This window comes from Leptospira kanakyensis, assembly GCF_004769235.1.
Lineage (GTDB): Bacteria > Spirochaetota > Leptospiria > Leptospirales > Leptospiraceae > Leptospira_A > Leptospira_A kanakyensis.
The window spans coordinates 1,175,689-1,188,022 of the sequence record NZ_RQFG01000005.1; the positions used below are offsets into that span (position 1 = coordinate 1,175,689).

General features: G+C 37.4%; 12 protein-coding genes. 4 read left to right on the plus strand and 8 right to left on the minus strand.

Annotated features, from left to right (window positions below):
- Window positions 1–22: 22 nt before the first annotated feature.
- Window positions 23–1,375, minus strand: coding sequence for an adenosine deaminase (gene add, locus EHQ16_RS06200; RefSeq protein ID WP_135634645.1), 1,353 nt, complete (start codon window positions 1,373–1,375; stop codon window positions 23–25).
- 156 nt (window positions 1,376–1,531) lie between these two features.
- On the opposite strand from add, the gene EHQ16_RS06205 reads away from it, so the two are divergent.
- Window positions 1,532–2,725, plus strand: a complete 1,194-nt coding sequence (locus EHQ16_RS06205; RefSeq protein ID WP_135635538.1) for a DegT/DnrJ/EryC1/StrS family aminotransferase — start codon at window positions 1,532–1,534, stop codon at window positions 2,723–2,725.
- 6 nt (window positions 2,726–2,731) lie between these two features.
- On the opposite strand, the gene EHQ16_RS06210 is transcribed toward EHQ16_RS06205, so the two are convergent.
- The 3 genes from EHQ16_RS06210 to EHQ16_RS06220 form a co-directional block, all read right to left on the minus strand.
- A complete protein-coding gene (locus EHQ16_RS06210) occupies window positions 2,732–3,445 on the minus strand; it encodes a hypothetical protein (protein ID WP_244241954.1) in 714 nt (237 codons plus the stop codon).
- Window positions 3,446–3,506: 61 nt separating this feature from the next.
- On the minus strand, window positions 3,507–4,904 hold the full coding sequence (locus EHQ16_RS06215; protein WP_135634641.1) for an NHL repeat-containing protein: 1,398 nt from the start codon (window positions 4,902–4,904) through the stop codon (window positions 3,507–3,509).
- Window positions 4,901–5,830, minus strand: coding sequence for a site-2 protease family protein (locus EHQ16_RS06220; protein WP_208742239.1), 930 nt, complete (start codon window positions 5,828–5,830; stop codon window positions 4,901–4,903). The genes EHQ16_RS06215 and EHQ16_RS06220 overlap by 4 nt, the downstream gene beginning before the upstream one ends.
- A gap of 363 nt (window positions 5,831–6,193) precedes the next feature.
- Between EHQ16_RS06220 and cysE the strand changes: the two genes are divergently transcribed.
- Window positions 6,194–6,910: a serine O-acetyltransferase gene (gene cysE / locus EHQ16_RS06225; protein ID WP_135634639.1), complete on the plus strand. Its 717-nt coding sequence runs from the start codon at window positions 6,194–6,196 to the stop codon at window positions 6,908–6,910.
- On the opposite strand, the gene EHQ16_RS06230 is transcribed toward cysE, so the two are convergent.
- Window positions 6,907–7,821, minus strand: coding sequence for an SHOCT domain-containing protein (locus EHQ16_RS06230; protein ID WP_244241955.1), 915 nt, complete (start codon window positions 7,819–7,821; stop codon window positions 6,907–6,909). The genes cysE and EHQ16_RS06230 overlap by 4 nt on opposite strands.
- Between EHQ16_RS06230 and EHQ16_RS06235 the strand changes: the two genes are divergently transcribed.
- Complete coding sequence (locus EHQ16_RS06235) at window positions 7,820–8,248, plus strand: hypothetical protein (RefSeq protein ID WP_135634637.1); 429 nt, start codon at window positions 7,820–7,822, stop codon at window positions 8,246–8,248. The genes EHQ16_RS06230 and EHQ16_RS06235 overlap by 2 nt on opposite strands.
- Window positions 8,223–9,446 (plus strand): LIC10025 family lipoprotein, encoded by a 1,224-nt coding sequence (locus tag EHQ16_RS06240; protein WP_135634635.1) that lies wholly within the window; start codon window positions 8,223–8,225, stop codon window positions 9,444–9,446. The genes EHQ16_RS06235 and EHQ16_RS06240 overlap by 26 nt, the downstream gene beginning before the upstream one ends.
- 65 nt (window positions 9,447–9,511) lie before the next feature.
- Here the strand turns inward: EHQ16_RS06240 and EHQ16_RS06245 are convergent, their stop codons facing one another.
- From EHQ16_RS06245 to EHQ16_RS06255, 3 genes are all read right to left on the minus strand, one after another.
- Complete coding sequence (locus EHQ16_RS06245; RefSeq protein WP_135634633.1) at window positions 9,512–10,120, minus strand: anthranilate synthase component II; 609 nt, start codon at window positions 10,118–10,120, stop codon at window positions 9,512–9,514.
- 60 nt (window positions 10,121–10,180) lie between these two features.
- Window positions 10,181–11,563: an anthranilate synthase component I family protein gene (locus EHQ16_RS06250; RefSeq protein WP_135634631.1), complete on the minus strand. Its 1,383-nt coding sequence runs from the start codon at window positions 11,561–11,563 to the stop codon at window positions 10,181–10,183.
- Window positions 11,564–11,675: 112 nt separating this feature from the next.
- Entirely contained in the window at window positions 11,676–12,251 is a 576-nt protein-coding gene (locus EHQ16_RS06255) for a superoxide dismutase (protein ID WP_135634630.1), read from the minus strand.
- Window positions 12,252–12,334 lie beyond the last annotated feature (83 nt).

Below are 12,334 nucleotides of genomic sequence, written 5' to 3' on the forward strand. Positions count from 1 at the left end.
TAGGGTTATATAAAAATCAAAACTATACAGCAGTTACTTGTTTATCGGAAACCAAATTGTATTTTAATTTTATTTGGTCTATTTTCTCTTCCATTGCCGCCCACAACGTTTCTTTTTCTGGATGGAAAGTACAAAGTACACCTTGTCTTACCAAATCAATGATTTCATCGATAGAAAAATCTAAGAAACGATAGAGTTTAAAAAATTCATAAGTAAGATTTACGTTAAAGATATCAGGATCATCTGTATTGATACACAACATCAAACCTTGGTCGTAATAATAACGAACAGGGTGATTTTGTTCCTTACGAACATATTTTCCAGTAAAAACATTTGAAGTCACACAAATCTCAATTGGGATTTTGTTTTCTTTCATGTAACGAACAAGCTCTGGATCTTGGATTGCGGAAGTTCCGTGACCAATCCTTTCCGCCTTACAAAGGTTGACTGCATCCCAAATTGCCCAAGGCCCATCATCTTCACCTGAGTGAGCCACACATCGTAGGCCAGATTCACGAGCTACTTTGAATACTTCGGAATAATCTTTGGCAGGGCCCATAAGTTCAGCACCACCAAGTCCGATTCCAATCACTTCTTTATGTTTTAGACCTAAAACACGTTTGAGATTGTTCATCGCATTTTCTGGACCAAAAGAACGAGATACATCCACTAACAATCGAATGGTGATTCCATCTTTGACTTCAATTTGACGAATGCGATTTACCATCACCTCGACCATTTCATCAAAATCCAATCCGTTTTGGATGAACTTAGAAGGTGCAAAGAATGCTTCGCAATAGATGATATTATTTGAACGTAAGTAGTCTGCTAAACTATCGATAAAATAACCAAGGTCTGATGCTTCTTTCACCGAACCTTGCACAAAGAAAAATACCTGAATGAAACCATTGAGATCTTTAAAATTGTATTTATCTTCAAACTCTTTATCAGTAACTTCGATTCCGTTCTTTTTGTACAAAAACTTCAAAGTTTCTTTGTTCACACAAGCTTCCAAATGAAGGTGCACTTCTGTTTTTGGAATTTCTCGAATGAAATTGATAACATCCTGCTCGTTCGGATGAGGAACCGACAAGTCCCCCGCGAGTAAGGACTTTCTCTCTTTGAGGAGAGGTGACTCTGCCGAAGGTTCCAAGCCTTCTTTGGAAAGTAACCAAAGGGGAGGGTGGAGGATCGGGAGTTCCATTAAAGAAACTCGCTCGTTTAACAGAGTATTGATTTGTTTATCAAAGGTAAGTTGGATGGTAGGCGAGTACGGTCTGTCAGCTGGCAGCCGGCTTTTTAACCGATTCAGCTCCGCAATGTCACGGTCAATGACAGCAATACGATTTAATATCTCAGAAAAAGGAACTTCCATGTTCCAGGAAAGAATGCGAAATTTCGCAAGTGCCTACAAGTAGATTTTTAAACCTTGGGTGAAAATCCCTATTCAGCTTTCAAAAATCCCGTCGATAGGAAATTTGGGAGCGGAAAAGACTGGAAATTTTTTCCGAATTATGTCGTATAAATGAATATGCTCACATCTCGCAAAACATTCCTACCGTTTGCTCTTCCTTCGATCTCGGAGGATGCAATTGAGGAAGTCGCCCAAGTGCTTAGGTCTGGCTGGGTCACCTCAGGTCCGAAAGTAAAACAATTCGAGATGGAGTTCGGTGACTTTGTGGGTAGCAAAGAAACCATCGCCGTCAATTCGGCAACAGCTGGGCTTCATTTAGCTTTGGAAGCCATCGGACTCACCGCCGATGATGCCGCCATCACTAGTTCCATAACCTTTACTGCGACGACAGAAGTGATTTGTTATTTTGGGGCCGAACCCATTCTCACCGATGTGGATCCCATCCACAACCTAATGACTCCCGAAACCCTTCATGAAACAATTACATCCAAATGCAAATGGAACGGTAAGGAACTGATTAGTAAAAAAACCGGCAAAAGAATCAAAGCGATTATGCCCGTCCACTTAGCAGGTTATACTTGCGATATGGTAGGACTTATGGCGATTGCGAAAGAATACAATTTATATGTAATCGAAGACGCAGCCCATGCGTTTCCTGCAGTTCACAAAGATAAGATGATTGGGACTTGGGGTGATTTTACCGTTTTTAGTTTTTATGCAACCAAGGGAATCACTACGGGGGAAGGGGGTATGGTTACTACTTCTCACAAAGATGCAGCAGAACGAATGCGGATCATGAGACTCCATGGAATTAACCGCGATGCGTTCAATAGACCTGGTTGGTACTACGAAGTGGTCGATGCAGGTTATAAATACAATATGACGGACATCGCCGCCGCGTTAGGTGTTGTCCAACTAAAGGAATCGCATAGTTTCTGGGAACGTAGGACAGAAATTGCAAAACACTACAATCAGGAATTTAGTTCCTTAAAAGGAATCAAACTTCCAAAAGAAGATACAAACGGAATTCATAGTTGGCATCTTTATCGAATAGAAGTTGATCCAAAAATTGCTAAGGTAGGGCGAGATACTTTAGTAGAAGAATTAAAGGAAAGAAATATTGGAACTAGTCTACATTTCATTCCTATCTTCGAACATCCTTATTATAAAAAGACCTTTCAATACAATCGTAAAGAATATCCGAATGCCTGCCAGATGTATGATCGTTCTGTATCATTACCTCTATTTGCTGGTATGACTAAATCAGACGAAAAAGATGTGATTGATGCAGTAAAAGATATTTTAGGGTAATGTAAATTAATGGGAAGAGGGTGCGATTCGGTTTTGATAAAACCCCGGATCGTATAACTTTAATAAATCCACTAGACCTAAAATAAAATCCGTATCTGTCCCATCAGCTTTTCTACGAATCCAAAATCCTACAAGTTCTTTGACCACTTGAGCATCAATGGTTTCATCACCTTTTTTATAAACAAAACGTGATGACTCTTCAGGATCTTCATTATCGGTAAATGCTGGATACAAAAACAAAATAAACCGATCCAAATAATATGGATCCAAACGGTTCTCTTCCACTAATAATAAGTAACGATCTGCTTCTTTTCTAAAGAATTTAGGATTAGAATCTAGTTTCTGATAAACAATAAAAAATTCACGAGCCGTGTTCCGAATCAATCCTTCGTAAATTGGTAAAGTTAATGTATATAATGTTTCATTTGTTTTTGCAGGAAGTAAATATTCGCGTAGTTTTATAGGAAATTCAGGATTGTAATGTCCGAATTCATAGTTTGAGTTTAGTTCAAGATAGTATTTAGTATGAGGTCCTGACAGAAAAATTTGAATGTCTAAATACTCTGCCAGTTTGCGAAAACTTAGAACCGTTTGGATTTTACAAAAAATCTTATGATAAGATAATTCTTTTTCGCAGTACAATCCAAGTTTCGGAAATTGTATCCAAGTAGAAGTGACAAGTTCTTTAAATTTTGTTTCCCTTTCTATCTTTTTGTCCACAAATACCGAATCCAACTTTGGGCCGATAATGGAACAAGAGAATAGAAAAAGAAACGAAATTTTACTTAATTTTATAAGTAATTTCTGCAGGTAGATTTTCCCATTCCGAATTAACATCTTTACGAAAGTATACTGGAGAAACTGAAGATTTGAAATTCAAACTTTGGTATAAAATCAGATCTGATTCTTTTTTTTCGAAATAACGTTTATCCGTATTACTCCCTAACCCTAAATCTGCGATTGGAATCCAACCATAACTAAGAAGAAAAATAGATAAGGAATCCTGAATTGATTTTGCCTTTCCCTTTTCAAATCGAATCATTCGGAAAGGTTGGATCGGGACTCCTAATTCTTTCATTTTATCTTTAAAATCGTTTATACTGATACTTGTTTGGCGTGCTTGGTAAATCGCATCTAAATAGTCTCTAGGTAAAAGTTTTAATTCTTCTTTTGTCTTTTCATAATAAGAAGTCACATCACCTGGATACACTGCATCTTTATCCAAATATTCATCAGTAACATAGTATTTAATGAACTGATTTTTTGATGAGAACTTATATTTCACAATTTGTTCTCCCGGTAAATCTTCGATGGATAGTTTCTTTAAATGCACTCTGTTACGTTGAATGAAACTAGGTTGATAGACAGTATCAGAAAACTTAACAGACCGAATTCTCTGTTGTTCATTGGACGGGGGATGAAGGATTGCAATTTGTGCTTTTGATAATGAAACCGAATCCAGTTTGAATTTTAAAGTAACTTCTAAGTTGTATTCTTCTTCACCGGATGCAATGAAACGTTCTGTTTCAATGAAGGGAATGTTTTTGATTTCTTTATTTTCACGATCAACAACCCAAAGTTTGGAACCACTCAGTAAAACTCCACGCACAGAACGAAGATTGGTTTTGATTGATCCAGTAATTTTTCCTGTTTTGGTATCATAACGATAGATACTATTGTCAGCTGAATCAGATATCCACAAAGAATCTCTTCCATAACAAATATCACGCGGACGAGTTCTATCTGTAAAAAATCCGCCGATCATAAGGGAGGAAGACTGGTCATAAATTTGTACCTTCCCTGAATCCAAATCCAAAATATAATAGTAATTTCCAACACTGGCAATCCCTGCCACATTCGAAAGAGGGATTTGGATTTTATCAGTGATACCACCGGAATTGGGATCCAATTTTAAAATTTGTTTTGGAGCAACTACAAGAAGTTTCCCTTCCCTTGAATCAAAACTAATCCCACGTAAATTTGCCAAACCTAAGTTAAAGATTTCTTGTTCACCAATTTCATTGATTTTGATGATGGCACGACGATTGGTATCTATATACCAAAAATTGACACCATCCCAAGCAAGGCCGTAAGCTTTATCGGTAAGTTTGTATTCTTTACTCTCTTGAGCAAACAAACCCCAGGAAAAAAATATTAATAAAAATAAAAAACGAATCATAAATCCAACCCAATGTTATCTGTTATCAGACGAAAAATATCGATCAGTAAAGAAGAATCATCAAATTCTGATCCCAAGATAATTGGTTTCGGAACAAAAATGATTAGGAAAGTTACTAACATTATAAACCCAAAATAAAACCGGAACTTTCCAATTCCCAATACAGAATCTTTTATGAATGGATGTTCAACTTTTATTACAAAATAAATGAAAAAACTCCAAAGTAACCAAGTAAAATGAAGTAATGCAAAAATCAAAAACAAGAGAAACAAACTGTGGATCCACTTACGATATCCTTCACCAAACATAGAATATATGACATGGCCGCCATCCAATTGACCAAAAGGTAACAAATTCACAGCGGTGATGAGTAATCCTACCCAACCTGCTTTGGCTAAAGGATGCGCTTGGATGTCCATAGTTGAAAAATCAATTGGGCCAAGAATCCATTGGCTTGTTAGATAAGTAAAAAGACTATCTCCAAAAAATAAAAATCCCGATCTATCAAAGTCCGGTGGAATTGTTATGACTTTGGAAAGGCTAATCCCCACTAACCAGGCAACGATGGAAAGTACCAAACTTGCAGTTGGTCCTCCAATTCCAATATCAAATAATATTTTTTTATCAGGAATCGGCTGATTGATTTGAATGACCGCACCCATGGTTCCAATTGGCCCCACAGGTAGTGGAATGAAATAAGGCCAAGTGGTTTTGACTCCGTAATATCTAGCTGGTAAATAATGCCCCATTTCATGCGCAAAGAGTATGAACAACAAGGAAACCGAATAAGGCCAATTCTCAAAGAAAATAAGTTTATAATTCTCTAATGTTTGTGGAACCTGAGGATTCAAAAATATATCTGAGTATGTTAAGGTGAAAAACGTAAGTAGGAATAGAATTATATGTATTGTTTTTTTTGATCCCAAAGTCGGAACAACCTAGAAATTAATTTCTACTCGAAAGGATACGGAACCTAACTATAGAGGCAATTAGAAACTAAAATAACGAAGGGAAAATTGGTTCAGTATAGGATCTGAACCTCATTCAGATTCTCGCCTCTTTCCCAAATTCATTTGGTAAATTTGTGTCAATTCGGATCCATTTTGGCAGGACGAACTCTTTTTCAGGAAGTACTGAAACCAAAAATTTTCTTCCTTTGGGAAGGTCTTCAGAATCCATTGAACAAGTGGATTTTTCGTACAGACATATTGTCTCATTTCCTTTTAAATCTTTCCCAACTCTAGGAAAAGTTGACTCGTCTAATGATTAAAAACAAAACCAACTAATCAATGTTTGAAAATATAAGAATCATCAAAAAGTTTGACCCGGCAGCCAAATCATATTTGGAAATTGTTCTTTGTTACCCGGGATTGCACGCCCTTTGGCTGCATAAACTTGCGCATTTACTTTATAAACTTCGTTTGCCGATCATCCCCCGACTTGTGAATTACATCAGTAGGTTTTTAACAGGAATCGACATCCATCCAGGAGCCAAAATTGCACCAGGTGTTTTTATCGATCATGGCTCTGGAGTTGTGATTGGAGAAACAGCCATTGTGGGATCTGGTTCTCTTATCTTTCAAGGAGTGACCCTCGGCGGAACGGGAAAGGAATCAGGGAAACGACACCCAACCATAGGTAAAAATGTAGTGATTGGTGCTGGAGCCAAAGTCCTCGGAAACATCACCGTAGAAGATCATGTACGGGTTGGAGCAGGATCCGTTGTTATGCGAAACGTTCCAGCAGGTTGTACAGTTGTTGGAATTCCTGGTAAGGTAGTCAAAGCAGGTGACATTGCTTCTGATAGTGTAGAACAAATGTTAGAGCACAATCAAATGCCAGATCCAATTGCTAAAGTTTTTTCTGTATTGTTAGAAAAGGTAGAAACCCAACAACAACTCATTAACAAACTTTCTGAGAAACAACAGTCTTTAGAAAAATCTTCACCTGATCTCCCAGAAGATGATCGATTCATTCAAGAATTCATTCATGGTGATGGAATTTAAAATTCTTTGAGTAACTCTGTTTTTTTCCGGTTGTATTCTTCATCCGTGATGAGATGATTTTTCCTCATTTCCTCTAAAGCTTTTAGTTTCTCTGGAACTGATTTCCACTGTTCTGTTGGGACAACCATTTCATCTTCTTTCGGGTAACGAAATAACGGAGGATTAGGAATCAGTTCTGGAAGATTAAAAATAACTACATTTCCATAAATTGCATTTTTTGCAGCAACCTTATCTTTATACAGACTTGTATTTTGTTTGTCTCGCAACCAAAGTTCCGGTCTATAAATTGGTTTGATTTCCGAAGGATGAAAGATCACCCAATCTTCAAATGAATACTGAGTTTGAAAGCTGATGTTTGTATTCATTTCATGAAATAGTATAACCAGCCCTTCATCCGTACTTAATATATAAAAACTTGTTTTTAAAATTTTCACATTAGGTGAAAGGATATCGTCTACTTTAAAAATACATAAATATACTTTTGGTTCTGGATTTGTTGTTATCTTTTCAGAAAATTTTTGTATTTCAGGAAGGTATGTATCGGGAACCAAAACTTCCCAATCTTCGTAAGCAAGAACTCCTCGTTTGTATTGGATTGATTTCAAAACATTGGTTAGCTGAGTAAAATTTTTACTGTTGGTCGTGAGTTTAGAAATTTCCTTCGGGAAAATACTTTTCCACTCCTCTTCTTCCACTTCAAAAAAAGCCAAAGATGCAGAAGAATCAACCAACTTGATTTTATGTGTGAAACTGGAGCAACCAAAGATAAAAAAAACGAGAATCAAAACAAAGGAAATTTTTGAACTTGCCGTTAATGAATTTATGAATAGGCTAATAACTGTGTCACGTTTTGTAATATTTCTTTTGGCAGCGGTTTTTGTATCTGGCGAAGAATGGAAAGCACAGTCCATGCCACAATTTCAAATGAAGGACCAATATGGGCAATCGTATTCTGATGGCGCCATCAAAGGAAAACCCGTTGTCCTTATGGGTTGTTTTCTTAAGGATTTGGAAATTTGCCGCAAACAAGGAAGAAAACTCTATTGGAAAATGCAAAATTTACTTTGGAAAGATAGCTCCAAAGTTCACTTCCTTCTCTATTTGGACTTCCAGGAAACAAACAAACTAGTAGAAGATTATTTAGAAGAATCCAAAACAAAACAATTCGAAAGTATTCTTTTAGATCGCAAAGGCCACCTTTCGACTGGTCTAACCAAAGGCGAATCCTATTTACGTATATTTAATAAAGCAGGCAAATTGATATCTTCATCCTATCAGGAAGAAATGGATGATGTTCTCATCCAAAAAGTGTATGGCATCCTTAAACAAGAAATATAAATTAGAAAATTATTTAATCATTACTTTAATACTAGTTAGTGTTTCAAATTGTTTTCAAAAAAATGAAAACTACTACCAATTCTGGACAGGATATGACCATCTCCAACGTTCCATTAAATCCACTGCAAAAAATGACGTCTATTTTTCGGCTCTTGCCGGTAGCCTGAGTGAAGAAAACGAATCCCAGTTCCAAAAAAATGCCGAAGGTTACCCCTTCCTTTCCCTTTCCGGCACTATGGACAAACAACAAAATTGGAATCTACATTGGAATGATTCGGATCCATCTAAATTTGATTTTTTGGCAAAAGTTACCTTCGTCCCTAAATTATGGGAAGAGAGAGAAATTTATGCTGTGGATAGAAAGATCATCCACAAACTCAATGGTTACCAACCAAGAGATTTTTTTAAATGGTTTCATGATTTTGCCTTAGCCATCAACGATCACAACGCCTACCAATCTTTAAAATCCTCTTCCGAAAACTTACAATTCTTATGTGGTGCCATGGCTTGTCATGTCACTGAAAATGCAGAATGGCATACTTTGGAATTTACTATCAACGACGAAACAAAACAAAAGTTTCCAGGTTTTTATCAAAGGACCGGATCCAGATTAGAAAAAACTAAACTCAATCTTGAAGTTTGGGACAAAGGCAACCCTTCTCACAAATTTAAAGTCACAAACCAAGGACGAACCATTCAATTTCATTTCCCTGTGAATCCCCCTTCCGATTACTTCCTATCACCAAAAGAAATTCGATTTTTAGGGGATATAGAAATCAAATCATTTGGAATCACGGTAAAAATCCAAAACTTGGAGTACAAATTAAAAACCAGTTTTGAAAAACAAACAGACACACTCGACGGACAATTTGTACGGATTGGAAAAAAGGAAATTAATGGTAAATTTTTTTATGTCATTCCGCAGGGGTTTGTGAACTTTATGATTCCTGGAAATATGGATGAATACTTTGATGAGTTCTTTACTTTACTCATCCAAGGAACCCAAGGCCGGGGTGGTTCTCAAATTCACGCTACATTCAAAAAAACACCGAGCGGACAAATCAATACCATCACGACCTACAATGAAACCAAACGAAAACGTTTTTCTCTGTTTGGTGGAGACGATTCCCAAAAAGCAAGTAATGACTTTGATTTTTTTGCCTCTTGGGAAGAAGCCATGTTGAAAGATTTAAAGTAAAACCAAACTAAAACTAAGGCCCACTTCTAGAATTTAGATTATAACCAGACGGAAATACGAACGGACTATTTCGAATGGATAAAATTTCTAAGTAGGTCTTTCCCTTCTTCTGATCCAAAAGATTCCGGATGGAACTGAACCCCTTCAATCTTTAATGTTTTGTGTCGAAGTCCCATAATTTCCCCCTTCCCCTCACCTGCTGAAACTCGGGCCGTAACTTCTAATTCCTTGGGAAGAGAAGTCTCTTTTGCTACAAGAGAATGATAACGCATGATTTCAATATTTTGTGTTAAACCTGTAAACACACCTTTTCCGTCGTGTTCAATGGGTGAAAGTTTTCCATGCATGGCTACATTGGCCCGAACCACTTCTCCACCAAATACAGTGGCCATACCTTGCATCCCTAAACAAATTCCAAGTACAGGTGTAGTTTTTCCCAGTTCCTTCAAAATATCCGCACTTACACCAAAATACGCAGGATCTGCTGGATGGCCGGGGCCAGGGGAAATAATAATCTTATCATAGTTAGCTGACTTGATGACTTCAAAGGACTTTTCATCGTTACGAATCACATCTAACTGAAAAAGTTCTTCTCTTTCTTCCAGTATCTCCCCGACTATTTGGTAAAGATTGAATGTAAATGAATCATAATTATCTAAGATGAGGACTTTCATTTTGGTTTCTCCGTTTTTGTTTGATCGGTTACTTTATTTTGAATTTTGATTCGCTACTCACTATGTAGCTTTATGAAAATCTAAGGCCTTTCGAACAGATGCCATTTTATTAATGATTTCTTGGTATTCGTCTTCTGGTTTGGAATCAAAAACAATTCCACCCGAAGCACGGACAAATCCCTTGTTTCCATTTACAAAAAAACTTCGAATCGGAATGGCAAAAGTACAATCTCCATTCAATCCAAAACTACCAACTGCTCCGCCATAAGGACCACGTGGAGATTTTTCAATTCGTTCAATGATTTTCATCGATTCAATTTTGGGAGCCCCAGAAAGTGTTCCCGCTGGAAATGACGAAGCTAGTCCCGAAAACATATCTTCTTTGGAAGAAAGAATTCCTACCACTTCGCTGGAGATATGTTGCACATGAGAAAATCTTTTTACGTCAAAACGCCGACGAACCTTTACCGTTCCAAATTTTGCCACTCGACCGACATCGTTACGATGGAGATCAATTAACATATTGTGTTCGGCAATTTCTTTTGGATCGGTTAATAGTTTTCGAGCAAGGAGAGTGTCTTCTTTGGCGTCAACTCCACGTTTGGTGGTTCCAGCCAAAGGAAAAGATTCCATTTCCCCTTGTCGCAAACGAAAGAGTAACTCCGGACTCGCACCCAAAATGGCACGAGATCCAAATTTTACATAATACATATGAGGAGATGGATTGATTTCCCGCAGGGTTTCATAAATGGCTAACGGGTTTCCATCTACTTGGTAAGTTTCTTCAAATCCAATTTGGCATTGGAAAGTATTTCCAGCTTTTACTTCTTCTAAAGCTTCTTCTACCATTTGTTTATGGACTTCTTTGGATAGACCTGCCTGTAAAAGAGCAACCTTTGCTTTTGGTTTTTGGGAATTTTGTTTTGCTGCAAGGTTTAGAATTTGGTTCACTTCTTCGATACGGTTGGTTCCGTTATCAAAATAGATTAGTTCCCCAGTAAATTTATCGTAAATAAGTCCATCTAAGTACAATCCGAAGATCATTGCCGGGAAATCTGGATGTGGGGCGAGTTTCAATTTTGGTTCAAAGAATTGCATACTTTGATAACCGAGATACCCTACAAATCCACCCGCATAACTAATGCTTAGCGAATTATAATCTACTAACTCGCGAAGAGCAAAATATGGGTTTTCAACCGAGTATTTTTTTCCATCAATTTCTAAGACTCCCGTCTCACCCACGAGGAGATGTGATGGGTCGAATCCCATAACAGAATAACGGGAATCGTATTGATTGTCTCCAGCCGATTCGAGGAGGAAACAATTCTCATATTTTGCTTCAATGACCCGAAAGAGTTCCCAAAACTCGATTCCTTCCGGTAAGGATAAGGAAGTGTAATTTGGTTTTTTGGGGATCTTAATTTTCGGAAGTGTTTGGGTCATAAAAAACTCTGTATTAGTTACCAAGATTCATTTTGAATCTTTTTATGAAATAAAAAAGGCAGGAGCCGGATTCCGGAACCTGCCTTTTGACGTGTGATTCTTAAATCCGTTCTTATTTTAAGTTTTGGTTTGCGAAATCCCAGTTTACTAAATTCCAGAATGCTTCTACGTATTTTGGACGTGCATTGCGGAAATCAATATAGTAAGCATGTTCCCAAACATCAATTGTAAGTAGAGATTGGAGGCCATCTTTCAAAGGGCTACCAGCATTGCTCGTGTTTACGATTTCTACTCCGTCACCTTTTTTTACAAGCCATGTCCAACCAGATCCAAAGTTAGTAATGGCAGATTGGGAAAACTTTTCTTTGAACGCATCAAAGGATCCAAAGGATTTTGTGATCAAATCAGCGACAGCACCAGTAGGAGCTCCGCCACCTTTTGGAGAAAGAGAATGCCAGTAGAATGTGTGGTTCCAAATTTGGGCTGCGTTATTAAAAATTCCGCCGGCAGACTTTTTTACAATGTCCTCAAGTGTAGAATTTTCAAACTCAGTACCTTTGATTAGGTTATTGAGGTTTGTAACGTAAGTTTGGTGGTGCTTTCCATAATGAAACTCTAAAGTTTCAGGTGAAATATGGGGAAGAAGTGCATCCTTTGCATAAGGAAGTTCTGGGAGTTTATGTTCCATGGTGTTCTCCTGATGGATTCAAGTGTAATTGTATTTTGTCTCTAGTATGGATCGCAAAAGCAAATCGTAAACTAAAAAAGTAG

What these genes read in the sequence shown, in the direction of transcription:
- add (WP_135634645.1), bottom strand. Translation starts at nt 1,375, where the DNA reads ATGGAAGTTCCTTTTTCTGAGATATTAAATCGTATTGCTGTCATTGAC.
- EHQ16_RS06205 (WP_135635538.1), top strand. Translation starts at nt 1,532, where the DNA reads ATGCTCACATCTCGCAAAACATTCCTACCGTTTGCTCTTCCTTCGATC.
- EHQ16_RS06215 (WP_135634641.1), bottom strand. Translation starts at nt 4,904, where the DNA reads ATGATTCGTTTTTTATTTTTATTAATATTTTTTTCCTGGGGTTTGTTT.
- cysE (WP_135634639.1), top strand. Translation starts at nt 6,194, where the DNA reads ATGTTTGAAAATATAAGAATCATCAAAAAGTTTGACCCGGCAGCCAAA.
- EHQ16_RS06235 (WP_135634637.1), top strand. Translation starts at nt 7,820, where the DNA reads ATGCCACAATTTCAAATGAAGGACCAATATGGGCAATCGTATTCTGAT.
- EHQ16_RS06230 (WP_244241955.1), bottom strand. Translation starts at nt 7,821, where the DNA reads ATGGACTGTGCTTTCCATTCTTCGCCAGATACAAAAACCGCTGCCAAA.
- EHQ16_RS06240 (WP_135634635.1), top strand. Translation starts at nt 8,223, where the DNA reads ATGGCATCCTTAAACAAGAAATATAAATTAGAAAATTATTTAATCATT.
- EHQ16_RS06245 (WP_135634633.1), bottom strand. Translation starts at nt 10,120, where the DNA reads ATGAAAGTCCTCATCTTAGATAATTATGATTCATTTACATTCAATCTT.
- EHQ16_RS06250 (WP_135634631.1), bottom strand. Translation starts at nt 11,563, where the DNA reads ATGACCCAAACACTTCCGAAAATTAAGATCCCCAAAAAACCAAATTAC.
- EHQ16_RS06255 (WP_135634630.1), bottom strand. Translation starts at nt 12,251, where the DNA reads ATGGAACATAAACTCCCAGAACTTCCTTATGCAAAGGATGCACTTCTT.